The sequence below is a fragment of the Peribacillus loiseleuriae genome, assembly GCF_001183985.1.
GTDB classification, from domain to species: Bacteria; Bacillota; Bacilli; order Bacillales; family DSM-1321; genus Peribacillus; species Peribacillus loiseleuriae.
The window spans coordinates 656,456-674,250 of record NZ_LFZW01000001.1 but is presented as its reverse complement, the minus strand read 5'-3'; the positions used below and the strand labels follow the sequence as shown (position 1 = coordinate 674,250).

At 38.6% G+C, this 17,795-nt stretch carries 18 protein-coding genes and 1 pseudogene; 7 read left to right on the top strand and 12 right to left on the bottom strand.

Annotation, left to right across the window (positions count from 1 at the left end):
- Nucleotides 1-100 precede the first annotated feature (100 nt).
- From AC625_RS03080 to pdaA, 5 genes are all read right to left on the bottom strand, one after another.
- Nucleotides 101-406, bottom strand: a complete 306-nt coding sequence (locus AC625_RS03080) for a hypothetical protein (protein ID WP_049679946.1) — start codon at nt 404-406, stop codon at nt 101-103.
- Nucleotides 407-1,099: 693 nt separating this feature from the next.
- Entirely contained in the window at nt 1,100-2,482 is a 1,383-nt protein-coding gene (gene rlmD, locus AC625_RS03075) for a 23S rRNA (uracil(1939)-C(5))-methyltransferase RlmD (RefSeq protein WP_049679945.1), read from the bottom strand.
- Nucleotides 2,479-3,363: a DNA-3-methyladenine glycosylase family protein gene (locus AC625_RS03070; protein WP_049679944.1), complete on the bottom strand. Its 885-nt coding sequence runs from the start codon at nt 3,361-3,363 to the stop codon at nt 2,479-2,481. The genes rlmD and AC625_RS03070 overlap by 4 nt, the downstream gene beginning before the upstream one ends.
- A gap of 209 nt (nt 3,364-3,572) precedes the next feature.
- Entirely contained in the window at nt 3,573-4,214 is a 642-nt protein-coding gene (locus AC625_RS03065) for a pentapeptide repeat-containing protein (RefSeq protein WP_049683567.1), read from the bottom strand.
- Nucleotides 4,215-4,381: 167 nt separating this feature from the next.
- Nucleotides 4,382-5,179, bottom strand: a complete 798-nt coding sequence (gene pdaA, locus AC625_RS03060; protein ID WP_049679943.1) for a delta-lactam-biosynthetic de-N-acetylase — start codon at nt 5,177-5,179, stop codon at nt 4,382-4,384.
- 117 nt (nt 5,180-5,296) lie between these two features.
- Between pdaA and AC625_RS26355 the strand changes: the two genes are divergently transcribed.
- Entirely contained in the window at nt 5,297-5,467 is a 171-nt protein-coding gene (locus AC625_RS26355; RefSeq protein ID WP_156187399.1) for a hypothetical protein, read from the top strand.
- Between the two features lie 126 nt (nt 5,468-5,593).
- On the opposite strand, the gene AC625_RS03055 is transcribed toward AC625_RS26355, so the two are convergent.
- Entirely contained in the window at nt 5,594-6,373 is a 780-nt protein-coding gene (locus tag AC625_RS03055; protein WP_049679942.1) for an enoyl-CoA hydratase, read from the bottom strand.
- Nucleotides 6,374-6,568: 195 nt separating this feature from the next.
- Here AC625_RS03055 and AC625_RS03050 point away from each other — a divergent pair, with 195 nt between their 5' ends.
- The 3 genes from AC625_RS03050 to AC625_RS03040 all read left to right on the top strand — a co-directional run bounded on the left by AC625_RS03050 (nt 6,569) and on the right by AC625_RS03040 (nt 9,154).
- Nucleotides 6,569-7,309, top strand: a complete 741-nt coding sequence (locus AC625_RS03050) for a DUF3888 domain-containing protein (protein ID WP_053177991.1) — start codon at nt 6,569-6,571, stop codon at nt 7,307-7,309.
- Between the two features lie 221 nt (nt 7,310-7,530).
- Nucleotides 7,531-7,971 carry a MarR family winged helix-turn-helix transcriptional regulator gene (locus AC625_RS03045; protein ID WP_425415431.1) on the top strand — a complete coding sequence of 147 codons (441 nt, stop codon included), beginning with the start codon at nt 7,531-7,533 and terminating at the stop codon, nt 7,969-7,971.
- A complete protein-coding gene (locus AC625_RS03040) occupies nt 7,964-9,154 on the top strand; it encodes an MFS transporter (RefSeq protein ID WP_049679940.1) in 1,191 nt (396 codons plus the stop codon). Before AC625_RS03045 ends, AC625_RS03040 begins: the two co-directional genes overlap by 8 nt.
- Nucleotides 9,155-9,338: 184 nt before the next feature.
- Here the strand turns inward: AC625_RS03040 and AC625_RS27195 are convergent, their stop codons facing one another.
- Nucleotides 9,339-9,515, bottom strand: coding sequence for an SE1561 family protein (locus AC625_RS27195; protein ID WP_172796878.1), 177 nt, complete (start codon nt 9,513-9,515; stop codon nt 9,339-9,341).
- Nucleotides 9,516-9,649: 134 nt separating this feature from the next.
- Between AC625_RS27195 and yfkAB the strand changes: the two genes are divergently transcribed.
- Nucleotides 9,650-10,780: a radical SAM/CxCxxxxC motif protein YfkAB gene (yfkAB, locus tag AC625_RS03035; RefSeq protein ID WP_049679939.1), complete on the top strand. Its 1,131-nt coding sequence runs from the start codon at nt 9,650-9,652 to the stop codon at nt 10,778-10,780.
- 122 nt (nt 10,781-10,902) lie between these two features.
- On the opposite strand, the gene AC625_RS03030 is transcribed toward yfkAB, so the two are convergent.
- From AC625_RS03030 to AC625_RS03015, 4 genes are all read right to left on the bottom strand, one after another.
- Nucleotides 10,903-11,766, bottom strand: coding sequence for a YfkD famly protein (locus AC625_RS03030; RefSeq protein ID WP_156187398.1), 864 nt, complete (start codon nt 11,764-11,766; stop codon nt 10,903-10,905).
- 679 nt (nt 11,767-12,445) lie between these two features.
- Nucleotides 12,446-13,510: a calcium/proton exchanger gene (gene cax / locus AC625_RS03025; protein ID WP_049679937.1), complete on the bottom strand. Its 1,065-nt coding sequence runs from the start codon at nt 13,508-13,510 to the stop codon at nt 12,446-12,448.
- A gap of 555 nt (nt 13,511-14,065) precedes the next feature.
- Nucleotides 14,066-14,884, bottom strand: a complete 819-nt coding sequence (locus AC625_RS03020) for a YihY/virulence factor BrkB family protein (protein ID WP_049679936.1) — start codon at nt 14,882-14,884, stop codon at nt 14,066-14,068.
- A 75-nt stretch (nt 14,885-14,959) separates the two neighbouring features.
- Complete coding sequence (locus AC625_RS03015) at nt 14,960-15,346, bottom strand: hypothetical protein (RefSeq protein WP_049679935.1); 387 nt, start codon at nt 15,344-15,346, stop codon at nt 14,960-14,962.
- 220 nt (nt 15,347-15,566) lie between these two features.
- Between AC625_RS03015 and AC625_RS03010 the strand changes: the two genes are divergently transcribed.
- Both AC625_RS03010 and AC625_RS27190 read left to right on the top strand, forming a co-directional pair.
- Entirely contained in the window at nt 15,567-15,788 is a 222-nt protein-coding gene (locus tag AC625_RS03010) for a DUF1128 domain-containing protein (protein WP_049679934.1), read from the top strand.
- A 425-nt stretch (nt 15,789-16,213) separates the two neighbouring features.
- Nucleotides 16,214-16,324, top strand: a pseudogene (locus AC625_RS27190) (IS1595 family transposase); the annotation flags it as partial.
- A 471-nt stretch (nt 16,325-16,795) separates the two neighbouring features.
- On the opposite strand, the gene map reads toward AC625_RS27190, so the two are convergent.
- Complete coding sequence (gene map / locus AC625_RS03000; protein ID WP_049679932.1) at nt 16,796-17,542, bottom strand: type I methionyl aminopeptidase; 747 nt, start codon at nt 17,540-17,542, stop codon at nt 16,796-16,798.
- Nucleotides 17,543-17,795 lie beyond the last annotated feature (253 nt).

Genomic DNA, 17,795 nt, shown 5'->3' with positions numbered 1-17,795 from the left:
TTTACCTTCTTTCTGGAGAAACAATTGTACACAAATTTTCCATCTCAAAAAGGAAGAGCATATGCTCCTCCTTATAAATAGTTTATCTACATACTCTCTATTACATTACACTAATTTCAATAGATTGAAGAGCTGAAACAACTTCGTCTAATTTATTACAAACATCAGATATAGAATCATATAATTCGTTACCCTTTATTTGATCTAACTTATCATGTACATCTGAAATAGAATTATATAATCCTGTTCCTTTTATCTCTTCTAAAGTCCCATTTATATTATCCAATTTTTCATACACATCTGAAATAGAATTATAAACCCCATAACCTTTCATTTCATTCATACTATTATTTAAGTTGTTTATGCCATCTCGTATTTCTTTTAATACACTTACTAATTCATCCATATGCATCCCTCACAACATTTGTTTAAAATAGGTATTTTAGACCTATTTTAATAATACCATATAATAAAAAATATAGATAAAATTACCTAATTATTCATTATAAAGTATTTAATCTGGGAATCCTACCGCATATAAAGTCTCCTCAATTCTATCTATGATTTTCACTCTCTACTCCACTAAACCGTAACTACTCAGACCCCATGTGATTTTTTTAAAATAAACTCGCCTCTATGCTTGATTTCTTGATAACTAGTGAACACTTAAGATATCAAATTAAAGGAGGTGAAGGGTATAAACTACAAACAGTTTTTAGACATTTATCATCAAGGACCCGAGGAAGTCTATCGTTTACTCAAAACGTATGAAAAAAGAATCGAATCTTTAGGCGGACAACTTCAAGTGATTTCTAATCGTGTTTCTACTCTTGAATTTCAGTCTAAAAAAACTCTACAAATAGCCATAAGCCACCTTCATCCGACGGACTTCATAAGCCCAAAACAAAGAGTTTACGCAAAAAAAATCAAACCTGTTATATCAACAACATTTTCAAACTCAATCTGTTACAATCCGAAACCATGTCTATCTCTGGCAGCGTAGAGGTCATATGCCACTTCTTCATCTACGTAAAAATTTAACAAAAACTAAAAGCCTTCCAACTCAGGAAAGGCTCTTAACTCACTGTTACATCTAATTTTAATCTTTTAATATAAGTAGTGAACAGCACTCCACATGAGAAGTTTGCGGAAACATATCCACAGGCTGCATGCTCTCAACCCTATAAAGCGTACTCAACTCCTGCAAATCCTTCGCCAATGTCGATGGATTACATGACACATAAACGATCTTCTTCGGCTTTACTTTCATCATCGTGCGCAATAATGCTTGGTCACAACCGGTTCTTGGTGGATCGACAACAATAACATCCGGTCTAAAACCTTCCTTCACCCAACGCGGCATAACGTTTTCTGCTTTACCAACCTCGTAATGAACGTTGTTCCGATTGTGCTTTTTGGCATTTTTCTTAGCGTCATCAATCGATTCTTTGATGATGTCCATGCCGCGAACTTCTTTAGCTTGATCCGATAACCAAAGGCCGATTGTGCCGACTCCGCAATAGGCATCGACGACTTTTTCTTGTCCTGTTAGGGCTGCTGCTTGCTTGACTTCGTTGTAAAGCTTGACTGTTTGGACAGGGTTCAGCTGGAAGAAGGTTCTTGCTGATAGTTCGTAAGACAGGTCTCCAAGTGTTTCATTGATGATGCGTTCTCCTGCCAGGTGAATCGTTTTGTCGCCAAAGATGACGGATGTATTGCGGTCATTCACATTTTGAACAAGTGATTTCACTTCTGGTAGTTGATCGCGAATTTGCTTGATAAGTTCGTCTTTTCTTGGGATTTCGTTTGTTCTTGTGACTAAGACGACTTGGACTTCTCCTGTTTCGAAACCAACACGTGTGATCACGGTACGGATTACGCCTTTTTTCTTCCGCTCGTTATAAATGGAAATATCTAAGTTCTTTAAGATTTTCTTTACCGTTCTTGTTACTTTATTCGTTGCTTTATGCTGGACCAGACAGTTTGGAATATCAATTAGCTGGTGTGAGTCGGTACCGTATAGTCCGGCAATGATCTTGCCTTCTTTCATGCCGACCTGGAACTGGCTTTTGTTTCGATAATTCCATGGGTCTTCCATGCCGATCGTTTCTTTAATATTTAATGATTCAATGGGAACTCTTAGATAGCGTTCCATCGCTTGAACGACGATGTCGCGTTTTTCGACAAGTTGTTGGTCATAGCTGAGGTGCTGTAGTTGGCAGCCACCGCATTGTTCATAGACCGGGCAAGGTGCTGCAACGCGGTGTGGTGATGCTTTGCGGATTTGTTTAATTTTTGCTTGAGAAAATTTCTGATCTACTTTTGTTGCAATCGCAACGATTTCTTCACCAGGTAATGCACCAGGGACGAAGACGACTTTTTTCTTAAAATAACCGACTCCTTCGCCGTTAATGCCGAGTCGTTTTATCGTTAATGGGAAAGTTTGGTTGACTTCTAGTTGTTGATCTTGAGTTTGGCTCATTTCTTTTCACTCCGTTTTTCCGTACTTCTCCATAAATAGAGGGAGGCATAGCTTAAATAGGGCGACCAGTTTTCGCTATATTTGAGCATTTCTTCTTTGGTCGGCTTTTGCGGTAAGTTATATAATTGCTGCAAAGCCCTTTGGATACCAATATCAGCGACTGGAAACAAATCTGGTCTTCCAACGCCAAATAGCAGGAAGTTTTCTGCCGTCCAATTGCCAATCCCTCTTATTTTTACGAGTGTATCGATGATTTCCGTGTCTGTTTTTTCTGCTAGTTGTTTTAAATGTAACTCTCCAGTGGCTATCTTCTGTGATAAACCAATCACATACTCTGCTTTTCGCGTGCTAAATTGAATGTCACGCAATTCTTCCACCGTTAGTTTGGCTGCCCGTTCCGGTGTCGGAAAAAATGGTACACCATCTATTTCAAAGCCAAATGTTTTTACATAGCGTTCTGTTAGCGTATGGGCAAAGGAGAGGTTTAGTTGTTGATGGATGATGCATCTTACAAGACAGCTATAATAATCGAAGTCTAACACAATAGGTGTGCCGCGATGCTCGGTAAATAATGCCTGTAGGTCTGTCTCTTGAAAATGCGTTGCGATTTTTGCTAATGGCTCGTGAAAATGAAATACTTTCTTCACTCTCTCAAGTGCCTTTTCCTTATATTCATTTCGCTCCCCTTGCAAAATAAACGTAGGATTGTCCGTATGGCCGATACTTTGAATCTGAACGATGAGCGGTGTTTCTTCTATATATAGCGGCACCTTAATCGTCCGCTTTTCAAAATCAATGATTTGTAAAGGATCTAAGCTTAAGCGATCAAGAACTAAATCAAAATTATAAGGCGCTTCTACCTGTATCGTTTCCGTCCACATAATACCTTCCTTTAACAGTTTTCCACGTATTATAGCATATATGCGATACGATGCGGTAGCGGTGGGCAAGAACTAGATCATGGTTAATAGATAGACCGTATCGATTTAATGATAATAGGTATATTGGATGCTCTGAAGCACGATGAAATCTTTGGCGAAACATATGTCAAAAAAAGCTCCTTCTCCCTTAAGAAGAATGAGCTTTTTCCTTATTCCTTAATCTTCAGCCCCATCAAAGCAGCAAAGCCAATGGCTTGCTCTGTTGAAACCTCGCAGCCTTTAAGATCGTCAAGTGATACGCTGATTTGCTGAAATCGGCAGTTACTTAGATCCACGCCTTTAAGAGATGTTCCGATAAAGTTCGCTTCATTTAAATCACATTGCTTGAAAGCTACTTTGTTGAACTTTGCTTCAAATACATCGACATTGCAAAGCGAACACGAATCAAACATAACCTGTTTTAATTTTGCAAAGCCAAAATTACTTAAGTTTGCATGACAATTTTCGAACCGAACATTGCCTAATGTTGCATCTGATAGATTCAGACCTAGTATTTTCGATTCCTTGAATTCAACGCGATGAATAATGGCATCGCTAAAATCTGTATTGGATAGATTACACTTTTCAAAAATCACATCTGTTAATTCAATATTGCGGAATGACACATCGACAAAGGTCACATTTTTAAATATCACTTGTTCAAATCTGATTCGATGGATGTCTTCCCCAATGATCGAGCAATCGCTGATGATGCACAATTCATAATAAGGTTCGTCGTCCATTACGTGAAAATCTGTTGGAGTTAAATCATAAGGAATCTTTGGTTGTTCGATTTTAAATTTAGTAGCCATCCTATCACCTTCATTGTTTCCTTTTTCCAACAAGAATAGCACATAAATGACTGCTCTTCTAATGAAATCTTCCGGAATAACCCGGGGTCAGACCCCACATCTACTCTTTCTGGTAAATGACGTGTATATGACACATATAAATAGTGTGCGAGTGTGAGGTCTGCCCCCTAGTACAACATCGGATTCTCTATCTGCTGTTCAATCATTAAATCATCCAAGCTCTTAAACGTATACCCCTGCTTTTTCAAATCAGTAATGATCGAATCAAGCGCTTCGGCATTATCCTTTGATACAGTATGTAGCAAAAGAACGGCACCGGGATGAATCTGTTTCATCACTTCATTATACGAATAGCTTGCTCCTTTTTGCTGATCGACAATCCAATCTTTAAAGGCTAGCGACCAGAAGATATGAGTATAACCTTCTTGATTTGCGATGGCCATTGTACGCTCACTAAAGATTCCACGCGGTGGGCGTAAATAGTTCATCGTTTTCTGTCCTGTAATTCGCTCAGTTTCTTCCTTCACCTTCTGTAATTCATTTCGAATGACATCGTCCGTTTTTGTCGTCATATCCGGATGACTCCAAGAATGATTACCGACGATATGTCCTTCCCGTACCATTCTTACAACCAATTCAGGTGTTGTTTTCAAGTAATGCCCCGTTACGAAAAACGTTGCAGGCACATGTTGACGACGCAAAATATTTAGAATGTTTGCCGTATACCCATTTTCATAGCCATTATCAAAGGTCAGATAAATCTCCTTCTTTTCTGAGCTTCCTTTGTAAAGAGCACCATGCTTCTTCGTCATCTCATCAAGCTTAGCACCCGCTTGTGCTGGCTGCTCGTTTTTGCCTTTATTAAACCCCCAATGATTAGGTGCATTCGAGTTTGTCGCGAATGCTTCCAGCTGCGTGACAAAAAACAGCATCAGCACCATTGGTACGAATATTAACCTTTTCATAATTCCGCTCCTCTACTCTTTTTTACTTAGTGTTTGAATCAGGATTGAAATTATACGAAGTGGAATTTGGAAAATAATCTATGTTTGGGCATATACCTGTACAAAGGGGGAATTTATATGACTTTGTGGTGGGTCGTAACGATTGGCTTTGTCATCATTTTAGGGATTATTGGAACGATTTTTATCTATTTTCTAAGAAGCGGTTTAAAGAATGAAGAGTTGGTTGAACCAACATTTTATGGTGATGAAGAAACGACTGAGGGAGAACAGAATACTGACATAAAATAAACATATTGTTGAGCCAAGTTTGGTCCCTAAGGGAAAGATCTTGGCTCTTTTGTTTTTACTGTTACAGGAAATTTCGTTCTTTATTCAAAGCTTTCATTTTGTGGGTTAGTTCACTTTGCAGCTGTCTTATTTATGCTGAAACACCGGTTTGCGTTTTTCAATGAATGCCAAAACGCCTTCTTTACTATCCTCTGTTCGAAAAATCTCGACAAACAACTCCGCCTCTAATTGAAGTCCTTTGTCAATCGAGGTTTCAAAGCCTTCATCAATGGCTTGTTTAATCCTTGATAAGGATTGCAAGGAGTTTTTGGCGATTTTAGCTGCGAGGTTCTTTCCTTCGATTAGCCCTGTTCCTCTTTTAACGATCCGATTAACGAGGCCAATTTTTTCTGCTTGCAGTGCGGATATCGGGTCGCCCAAAAGCATCATCTCCTTCGCCTTTGCTATTCCTATGAGGCGAGGTAATCTTTGTGTACCACCACCACCTGGAAACAAGCCAAGCTTTACTTCAGGCAGTCCAATTTGAATCTGTTCCTCGGCAATACGGATATCACAAGCAAGCGCCAGCTCACAGCCACCACCTAGTGTTATGCCGTTTAAGACAGCGATGGTCGGTTTTGGACATGTAGCGATAAGATTTAGCGCCTCATGGCATTCTATAATTTGCTGTTTTATCATCTCATCGCCGAACATGTTGGGGAATTCTTTACTATCTGCTCCTGCTGCAAACGCCGTATAACCGGATCCCGTTATAATAACCGCAATCGTCTCGTTATCATGGATAAGATAGGTAAAGACTTCTTTTAAATCTCGAAAAACTTGTCTGCTGATGACGTTCAAAGGGGGATTCGTTATCGTAATAATCGCTAGTTTGTCTTCCTTTTCAACTTTCACAAATTGCGCCATTTACTTAGATCACCTCTTCTTCGGTTAAGTCAGGCACGTATTAGCATGACATCCTAGGGTAGATACAAGATGACTTCCATACGTCCAAGCCAATTTCCTTCTACATATATGATTTGAATACGCTCAACATGATTGCTAATAACTTTTTTTGAAATGGGATATAGTAACCGTAAATGTTTGGGGAGGAATAAGACGATGAAAAATTGGGTTTTCATTTTTACACTGGTTATGTTGAATTTTATTTTTCAACCGAATATCGCTACTGCGAGCCCAAGTTATCAAGACTTAAATGACACATTAATAACGACGCTAAATCCTGCTATTTCTAAAGAAATTCAAAAATTTTATAAAACGAACAAGCAATACGGATTATATGATGCGAAAATTATAAATATTCAGAGGGAACAAGAAGGTGGGTTTAGCTTTATCGTAAAGGTGCAGGTTACTACTTTTGAGCACGCCCATAATCCTCCTTATGGAACCGATACGATTACCTTACATGTAGATCCTAAAGAAGTGAAAGCAATAGATTTTGTTCACGTGGGCGATGCGGAAGAGACAAACGTTCAACAGTTTTACAAAGAAACGCTAGCGGATATTCAACACGCATTTGCGCTTAACTTGAAAAATCACCAGAAATATACATACAATCAACTTTTTTTTGAATCTGAAATACAGATGGAATTTAAGTCACTTTCTCATATTGCAGAAAGGATTGTGACGACGATTCTAAATCCTGAAATTAAGCCTCCCTATAAAAGCGTTATCGCCCCCGTAACTTTTATTAAAGACAATCATGGCTATATTCTCTTTAAAAGAACAGACGGTACAAATTATGTGTATTTCTTGAAAAAAACAAACGGAGAATGGCAGATTACTGATAAAAAAAAGAAAAAGGGCAAGAAAATGAAAGTAGAACTGCTTTGGTATGAATAAATGGAGCAAATAGCTTAATCATTTCATGTGGAAAAAGAAATTGTATATACAATTTCAGCCGATTTGTAAGTATATCAGCCAACCGTCTGAATGCGATCTTTTTATAAATTTTTCATTCCTAAATGGGTAGCAACCTTCCTCCCCTACTTGACAATTCCGATAAAAAGAGTATAGTTAACCTTGTTAATAGTTAATAAAGGTAACTATTTATTTCGAGAGGAGTGATCCATTTGCAAGGCTTTTTTCAGCGCTATTTATCTGTATACAGACCGCTCATTTCCAAGCTAAATGTATTACTCGGGGAACATGACCTCTCCTACTCCTTATGGCAGGTTATTTTTTTCGTAAAAGGCAACGGACCGTCTACTCTTGTGGATATTTCTACACATTACAATATTGAAAAACCTTCTATTACGAGATCTGTCCACCGTTTGGAAGAAATGCAACTTATAAAGCAAATCCCTGGAAAAGATCGACGTGAAAAAATTATTCAATTAACAAATTTGGGAGAAGAAATTTATCAAGTATGTCGTTCAAAGATCACCGAGTTGGAGTATAGCATTATGAAAGAAATTCCTGAGGAAATGCAGGAGACAGCTTCTCAAATTTTTCCTTTGATACGAGAAAACCTTATTAATAAAGAGGGGAATAAAAGTGAATAAACCAAAATTATGGACGAAGGATTTCTTAATTGTTTCTATTGCGAACTTTTTTCTTTACTTCACATTTTACTTATTGATCGCGACGATTTCGCTGTACGCAACAGAGAAATTTCAAGCATCGCCAAGTATGGCAGGCCTTGCTTCTGGAATTTTCGTATTAGGGGCACTTATTGCACGTCTGTTTTCTGGGAAATCGATTGAACAAGTTGGCAGAAAAAAGATGCTTTATATTGGTTTTATTGCGATTTTACTTGTCACACTTCTCTATTTTGTCATAAACAGTATGACTGTCCTATTAATCATTCGTTTCTTACACGGTGCAGCATTTGGAATCGCTTCAACAGCGACGGGAACCATTGTCGCAAGTGTAATTCCGAATGAGCGACGCGGGGAAGGGACCGGTTATTATGCATTGAGCGTGACTCTTGCTGCTGCAATTGGACCGTTTTTAGGCATATTTATCAATCAACATGCCGGTTTTAATATGAACTTTGTTTTATGTACGATTCTTTTAGCTCTTAGTTTTATCGCGGCTTTCTTTTTAAAAGTGACCAAAGTGGAATTTACGAACGAACAATTAGCAAACATGAAAGGCTTTAAGCTGAACAATTTCTTTGAACCAAAAGCCTTTCCGATTTCAATTATTGCTGTCTTTATCGGCTTATGTTATTCAAGTATTCTTACCTTCATTACATCCTATTCACAGGAAATACATTTAGTGGATGTGGCTAGTTTCTTCTTTGTTGTCTATGCAGTGGCCATTTTAGTATCAAGACCGTTTACAGGCCGATGGTTTGATACCAAAGGGGAAAATTTCGTGATGTATCCAGCTTTTCTATTTTTCACCATCGGGTTAATCATTCTTAGTCAGGCACATGTTGGCTATGCCCTTTTAATAGCTGGAGTATTTGTCGGTCTTGGATATGGGACGTTTATGTCAAGTGCTCAAGCAATTTCCATTAAAGTGTCACCGAAACATCGTATGGGCTTAGCCACTTCTACTTACTTTATTTTTACAGATTTAGGGGTTGGGATTGGGCCATTTATTCTCGGATTTATGATTCCAGTCATCGGCTTCCGTGGATTGTATGTGACGATGGCTATTGTGGTATTTGCTTGCATCTTCTTATATTATTTCTTACATGGAAGAAAAGCAGTACGTGGAACTGCAAATGTAGGCTAATTCGCTTAAGGGGCAGATCTCACACTCTATACATCGTTTATTATGTCGTGTTCACGTCATATAAACGATGTATAGTAGATGTGGAATTTGTCCCTTTTTTCGTGTTGCAAAAAGAGTAAAAAACCAGCCAAAATACCTCTAAGCCGGTTCTTCTGATATATTCAGGATTTGTGTATCATATATATTAGCGTTTGAATTGTTCGATTTTCATTTCAAGTTCATCAATCATGCTGATTAAGCGATCAATGTCTTCAAGCTCAGTATGTTCTGGATCAATATTTTCCAAGACCTCGATAAACATCGTTAGACGCCCTTTCAAGTATACTAATTGATCATCTTTATCGGTTATTTGCTTTCCCATGACGCACGCTCCTTTCGCCTTCTATATCGTATCGAACATGTTATGAAAGTGCAATATTAACATGATTGTAGCCATTGACATTATTTATTGATTGCCCATAATAGGAATGTAATCTTACTGAAGGAGTTTTCATAATGACCAGTTTAACCAATATTCCAGCAATACAACCGATTTCACCTGCCTATGATCCATGGGAAGCCTATATGGACGTTGAACAGTATGGAAAAATGACGCTCACCAATATCGAGTTCACGACGACGACACTGTGCAATATGCGATGTGAACATTGTGCTGTCGGCTACACCCTTCAGCCGAAAGATCCGAACGCCCTTCCACTGGACCTCATTCTTCGTCGTCTTGACGAAATACCAACATTACGCTCGCTTAGCATTACTGGCGGCGAACCGATGCTTTCTAGAAAATCGGTGAAAAATTACGTCCTTCCGCTGTTAAAATATGCACATGAACGCGGTGTACGAACGCAAATTAATTCGAATTTAACCCTTGACCTTGCTCGTTACGAAGAAATCATTCCTTATCTTGATGTGTTACATATTTCGCATAACTGGGGAACGACCGATGAATTCATTGATACTGGGTTCGCAATGATGGACAGAAAGCCTACTCGCGAGCAGCGTGCGAAGCTATTTGATAACATTATTCTAAATTCACAGGCTTTGACGAAAGCTGGTGTCTTAGTTTCTGCGGAAACGATGCTGAATAAGCGGACTCTTCCTCATCTTGAGCATATTCATAAGCAAATTGTTGAGGATATGGGCTGCCAACGACATGAAATCCATCCGATGTATCCTAGCGATTTCGCTTCTGCACTAGAAACGTTGACGCTTGATCAGATGCGAGAAGCAATTCATCGTCTGCTCGATTTCCGGAATAAAGATGTCTGGATGTTATTCGGTACCCTTCCTTTCTATTCATGTAGCAATAACGAGGAAGATGTGAAGCTATTGAAGCGCTTATATGACACGAAGAAGGTGACGGTCCGAAATGATCCAGATGGTCGCTCTCGCTTGAATGTGAATATTTTTACGGGGGATGTGATTGTCACAGACTTTGGCGATGCTCCATCACTCGGCAATATTATCGATCAACCGCTGTCACAATCGTATGAAACATGGATGAGCTCTAAGCTTGCCGGAGAATTAAACTGTCATTGCCCAGCAGTTAAATGCTTGGGTCCAAACGTACTCGTCAAAAACGCTTATTATCCAAAACTGGACTTTCAAACAAGAAATTCTACGATCTAAGAATTAAGGTCAAACTTCACACAATATGAGGTTTGACCTTTTAATTTAGGATAGACAAGCCACATTATCCCAGTTTAACGAACCATCAGTGGGTGATAAAAAACACTGATGGAAGTTTCACTTTATCTTGGCTGCTCACTAGCATTAAAGTTGAACGAAAGATGGTCTTGAACCGGAATCCACGCACCGATTCCTTGGGATGTGATATTTTTGATCAGCAAGGAACGCTTGCTTCCTTTTAGAATCACATACACCTCGCCATACGTGACTTTTCCTTTTTCGTTAATGGCTGAAGCATACGCATTTAGGTAGCCTAGTCGTCTTGCCGGTATATTATAGACTTGATCTTTCTTTGTTGCTCCACCAATAATCGTTTCAAACGCTAACGGCAAATTGGTTTTTTCCGCCGCTTTAATCAGCATCATTTTTTGCACGTCTGGTGAAGAGGGTATTTTGGCAGTTAAACCGCCGCGCACGAGTTTCTGCATTTCTTGAACATAATGAATGGGATGTGGGGTTAAATTGGCACGGTTATCAAAGAAATTCGTGTTGATTTTTTGATATTCCCAATTTGGCGCTGTTTCGCTCGATTGATAATTCAATGCCCAATGCCCTAAATAAATCGTCGCTCGATATCCAAATGAGAACGGTGCTTTCCCAACAGCTGATTCATTCAGCATATGAATGAGTTCAGGATTTTCAATTTTTATTTTTGATGTATCAATTAAGGATTGAGCGAATTCACTAGGTTGTAGATAAGGTAAATCCTGTGTCGAATTCGGATACGTGTTTTCCTTAGCAATATTTAAAACAGATGGAGGAATGACAGTTCTAGTCGCTGCGGGTGCTTTCTCCTTTGGTATTGGAGCGTTTCCCTTCTTTTCTACCGGCGTATTCTCTTTCTGTGTAGCAATTGCTTCATCTGCTAAAAAAGGAAGCCCTACAAGTAAAAAACCAACAATCATCCATATTCTAAGTCGCTTCATCATGACGCACTCCTTTAAAAAAGGTTTTGTTAATATCGTTTGTCAGACATAGCGTTTATATGCAAGTATTGAATAAAAAGAGTTGTGTGTTTTTATGAAGGTCATGGGGACGGGGCTTTGCAATTTATTAATATAGACAATCTACTTTGCAGATATACTTACGTTATAAAGAAAACACCTCAAAACCCAGCTCCGCACCGCCACCATTGTGATTAGGTGAGGGTAGCCTGCTACATGATTAATTCTTCATAATAAATGGTAGAGTTTTAGAGTCATTAAGGTTTCGTAAAAAAGATTTAGATTTTGTTGTTTTGTAACACAATTGTAAAATTCAGAATATTTACAAATTTAATTATGTGGTGTATAATCAACTTACATTCAAATAAAGGAGGGGAAATCGTTTAGTCAACATTACGTCAAGGAGGTATGCTTATAAGAACGACTTCATAACCTTTACTTTATTACACAATCATTTAACTAAAACGAAACATAAAGGATGGTGGCTACTTCTAGAATTATTCGTTCCATGTCACATAAAGTTACGTGAAGATAATTTTGGATGATTATATGTACTTACAGAATGTAATTGAATAAAAATGGCTCTCCTAATCAAGATAAGGTGAGCCATTTTTTCGTTTATCCCGGTTTAACAGGCTGTAATATGGCCGTTTCACTTTACTTATAATAAGTAAAATCCTATTCCCATGATCACATACGCTGCCAAAAGAGTAAGGCCTTCAAACCAGTTTGACTCGCCATCATTTGAAATCATAATAATTAATAACACCGCCGTCACCATGGCGATTAATTCAGGCAAAGTAAAGATCAGCGGCATATTAATTGGGAAAAACAAGGAAATCAAGACTAGTACAGGTGCTACGAACATGGCGACCTGTAATGTTGATCCAACTGCAATTTCAACCGCCACGTCCATTTTATTTTTATAAGCCATAAGAATAGCTGATGCATGCTCTGCTGCATTCCCGACGATTGCGACAATAATGACTCCGATAAATAGTTCTGACCAGCCAAATGTCTCGCCGACAATGCTGAACGTATGAACCAATTTTTCAGAAATATAGGCCACTATGAGCGTTGCCCCAAAAAGCACAGCAATCGCTGTTTTCTTACTCCATTCTGGTACTTCCTCTTCATGTTCTACCTGTTTTGTTTTTTCAGTAGGCTGATACACGCCTCGATGCGTGACAAGTTTAAAGAACAGCGCAGCAAGATATAAGAAGATTAAAATGATTGAAATACCTACACTTAATGACATCGTCCGGTTATGACTCATATTTTGCGTAAACACTTCTGGAATCACAAACGCCAAGCCTATCGCAAAAATTAATAATCCAGCATTATGCCTTGCATCAAATACATTGAATGTTTGTCGCTTAAATTTTGTTCCACCTACAAAAAAGGACAAGCCTGCGACCAACAATAAATTTCCTAGTACGGAACCCGTCAACGATGCAAGTACAACCCCAAGCAATCCTGCTTTCAAAGAAAAGATGGAGATAATTAATTCAACAGCGTTGCCAAACGTTGCATTCAATAAACCGCCGATTCTCGGTCCCATTACAATCGCAAGGCTCTCTGTCGCTCTGCCCATTAAGCTTGCGAGTGCAATGATCGTCAGACAGTATACGACAAACATCAAGATGGTTGGCCAATGCAGAATGGAGCCGATGATCGACAGCGGGACACCGACTACTAAAAGCACTAAAAATATTTTATTACCCATATCATTTCATCCTCCATTCCTCCATACTATCTCCTGTTTTTCCCATTCTATTAGTTCACTAAACAATTGATGCGGGATATTCGTAAGCATTGGCAGTATTACTGGACGTTTATTAGTGGGATCGTGGTTGAGTATGTTGATGGAGGATTTTTCTTTGCATGAAGCACTATGCTATGAATCATTTTCTTTTCAATCGCCATTTTTAATGAAAACAAGAAGGTTAATGAACCATTCGGATACACGCTATCAAAATAGATTATATAATTTACCGTTCGAACTTTCTTCCGATTCGAGTGCTATATACTATATCCCACAGGAAAAGGCTTAGACACGATGCCCAAGCCTTTTTGTTAATTAATGATATCCATTCTGCCCATTAGCAGAACCAGATGTTTTTTGCTTCGGTTTGTTTTTTCCTTTTTGCTTCGTGCTACCATCCTTTTGCTGACCCTTTGGCACACAAACGCCTCCCTACCTGTTTTGAAGCAACTAACTGCTTCTTTTTTTAGTATGGCTATATTCAGCTGCTTCATAAAGGTAATTTTCGGAAGGCTGTTAACATGTTGGATGTTTCCGTTCACTTGAAAGAGCATTGATTTCACCACCGATGATAATAATGATACCGGTCAGATAAAACCAAATCATGAGTACGATGATTCCACCAAGACTTCCATATGTAGTCGTGTACCCTCCGAAATGATCAACATAATAGGAAAACGCAAGCGATACGACAATCCAACCTCCTGTCGCAAAAAAAGCTCCTGGGGCAATATGTAAGCATTTCAGCTTTTTATTCGGAGCAAGCCAATACAACATAATAAACACAATAACAAGCACAACTCCGCTGACAAACCAGCGCAATGCATTCCAAATTTGCAGAAACTCCTCTGATAATCCGAATGAGGAAAATAAAAACACGCCAAGTTGTTTGCCAAATACAGGTAATAAGAGAGCAACCACAAAGACAAATATCATAGCAAGTGTAAGGAGAATTGACATCCCTCTGGCGGCAAAAAAGTTTCTCGTTTCCTCGACCTTATAGGCACGATTAAATGCACGAACGATGGCATTTAAGCCATTCGAAGCTGACCAAATGGTCGCAATGATTCCAAACGATAACAGTTTCGTATTTGCTTGCATCACTTGATTTATATTTTCCTCAATGAGCGCCATTGAGCTAGATGGGGCAAAGTTACGAAATAGTGTTAATAAATCATCTTCGGAAATAGGAAGATACGGCAATAAGCTAATGAGAACAAGTAGCAGGGGAAAGAGTGAAAGCAGGAAAAAATAAGCCAGCTGTGCCGCCAACCCTCCTACATCATCCTGGTCCATCCTTTTTATCATTTTTTTAACATACGCAATTCCCTTCATTTTGCCACCCCAAACTCGGTTACTTTGCCCAATAATATGTCTTTTCCGCCTTCGTCATGATTTTTTTTAAAAATATTACACAGTATGCAGTTGCAAATCGTCAGGTTCTTCATTCCTATTGTTCGTAATTTCAGCCGTAATTGCGTCTTTCGTTTCAATGACTGCATGTGCCAATTGTGGCGGGATTTCTTTCAATTCCTCCACCTTTTGTGAAATGAAGACAGCATCCTCGGTGATCTGTTCAATGGTCATTCGAATCTGCTCCGTTGTGTCACATACCTTTGTTAGGCTTAAGCTCGGATCCTTCACAAAGGACTTCATTTCTTGAATGCATCCTTTTCCAGAACTGATAACTGAGCTTCTCGTTGTTTTATCCAATAAACTAATCACCGCACCAGCTGCTGCACCTATTAAAATCGACTTCAAGAAGATACTTTTTTTTACCCCATACTTTTCATTCATAATTTTTCTCTCCCCTCATATTTTATATATGTGTGTTTGTAATTCTTCATTTTATCTTATGGTCCCATCATATACCAATTAGTGATTCTTTGTAAAAATTCTCTCGTTATTTTCCCATTAACAAGCATTTTCACCCATTGAACCACCTGGATTTTTCATTGACTTATCACCGCAATAATGACAAGATTAACTAAATGAATGGAGCGAAAGGAATGATATCATGGATGTGTCACATAACACAGCAGAAACAGCTGATTACATGGTTGAAAAGATAAAAGAAAAGTTAAAAATGATGAATATCGGAGCTGTAAAATCCACACATTTCAATGCAGAAATGTATGAGGAACTCCGAGACATTTACGAAATGGTCATGCGTAAAACCAAATTCAGCCCAAGCGAAATGCAAGCGATTGTTGAAGAACTAGGCAAACTACGCAACTAATCCTATGTTGCCCCAAAAGCTTAAATTGCTTTTGGGGTTTTTATATTTCACGTGAAAGAGGTCTGAATCATTTTGCGGAGTGGGAGATTGTCGCTGATCCAGTAAAGTCCTTATGGTGGCGAGTAACCTTGGTTACCCACCAAGTAAATCCAATTCTGGTTAGTAGGCCTGTATCATCCGTTCAAATTCACGCACGTATTCTCATTTTCCGAATCATCATTCACCGTTAGATAGGATCCATCAAACTCCCCTTCACTTTTTTCGTAAAAAGCTGTGTTAAATAACTCTGTTGACATCGGTAAAATCGTACACTTGTTCTATATCGAAATAAACAATTGAGAACGGAGTTGTTTTGGATGACTTTAAAGGAAATCATTACAGAAATAAGAAAACTGAATACAGCGGAGCAATAATTGGTAAATCACGACTTGATAAAGCACCGTAATAATGATGAAATGGTTAGTAAAATGATTGTTGAAAGTTGCCTGTTCTCAACAAATACTGCCAATGATAAACTTAGATTATCAAAACTTTAGAAAACCAATAATGTTTTTCAACTAATGGAGCTGTTAGCTTCAACGTCTAGTAAAGCATGGATGATAAATGAATAAGAAGATACTAAATTTATTTTAAAGAGGGGGGCAAGTAAAAGAAATGATGATTGTAAGTTTTCTTTTAATCGGTTGGATATTAAATTGGTTTAAGTTTAATAAGTTGTTTATTCAGGCATTCAAAGAGCTGTTTAACAAGGAAATCACAATTGCGAGTTATTATTTTATATTTTTTTGTGTTGGTACAATTGGCGACTTGATTTTATTTTTTAATGGAACATATAAAGTTTGATTATACAAATCGTTTATTCAGCTAATGAGGAACTTTAGTTGAAGATGTATGGGGAACCATATACCTACGGTTCCCCATTATATTTGATTCAAAATCAACAATACTGTTTAACATAGCTTCGCAAAAAAGCCAGCTCACACAAAATGAGCCGGCTTTCCGTCTATTTATTGCTTCGTTAAGATCAATGCCCCATCCTTCGTAATCGCAATTGTATGCTCATACTGTGCGGAATATTCCCCATCAGCAGTTGATGCTGTCCAACCATTCGGATCACGTACTGATTTATATGTACCGACATTTACCATCGGTTCGATTGTGAATACCATGCCTTCCTTTAAGCGAGGTCCTTTATGCGGCAATCCGTAATGCGGGACTTCAGGACTTTCGTGAATCACATTTCCAATACCATGACCGATGAAATCACGAACAACTGAGAAGCCCTCTCCCTCCACATAGGATTGAATCGCGTGACCAATATCTCCGATGCGATTGCCTGGCACACATACTTCAATCGCCCGATATAAGGATTCTTCGGTTACTTCAAGAAGGCGTTCTGTCTCCTTAGATACATTTCCTACTTTGTAGGTCCACGCTGAATCAGAAAGCGCTCCATTGTAATTAACAACCATGTCAATGGTAACAATATCTCCATTTTCCAATGGCGTTTTCCGAGGGTATCCATGGCAGATCTCTTCATTTATACTTGCGCAAGTGGCATATTGATACCCTTTGTAGCCCTTTTGCTCCGGTTTTGCTCCATGCTTTTTTAAAAAGCCCTCAACGAATTCTTCTATTTCCCAAGTCGTTACACCTGGCTTAATAAGCTTGGCGATTTCCCGATGGCATGCGGCCAGAATCTTTCCTGACTCATGCATTGCCTGAATTTCTCGTTCCGATTTCAATACAATCACTCTGGACACTTCCTTTTAAAATAACGTTTATCTCTATTCTACTGCAAAAAAGCCAAGATATGAACAACAATGCTCTTTTCTTCCAAGACAAAGAAAGTTGTCCTTTTAGAGGTTGTTCAAAAAGTCCGGTAAAAATAGCTGTCGAATTTCTTCGTCGCTCTGTCTCTCCGGTCCTCACGTATTATTGTATACGCTGCGCTCCTCGAGACGATCACTCCTCGAACTTCTCGGCTCTTTTTATCCTCCTTTTTGA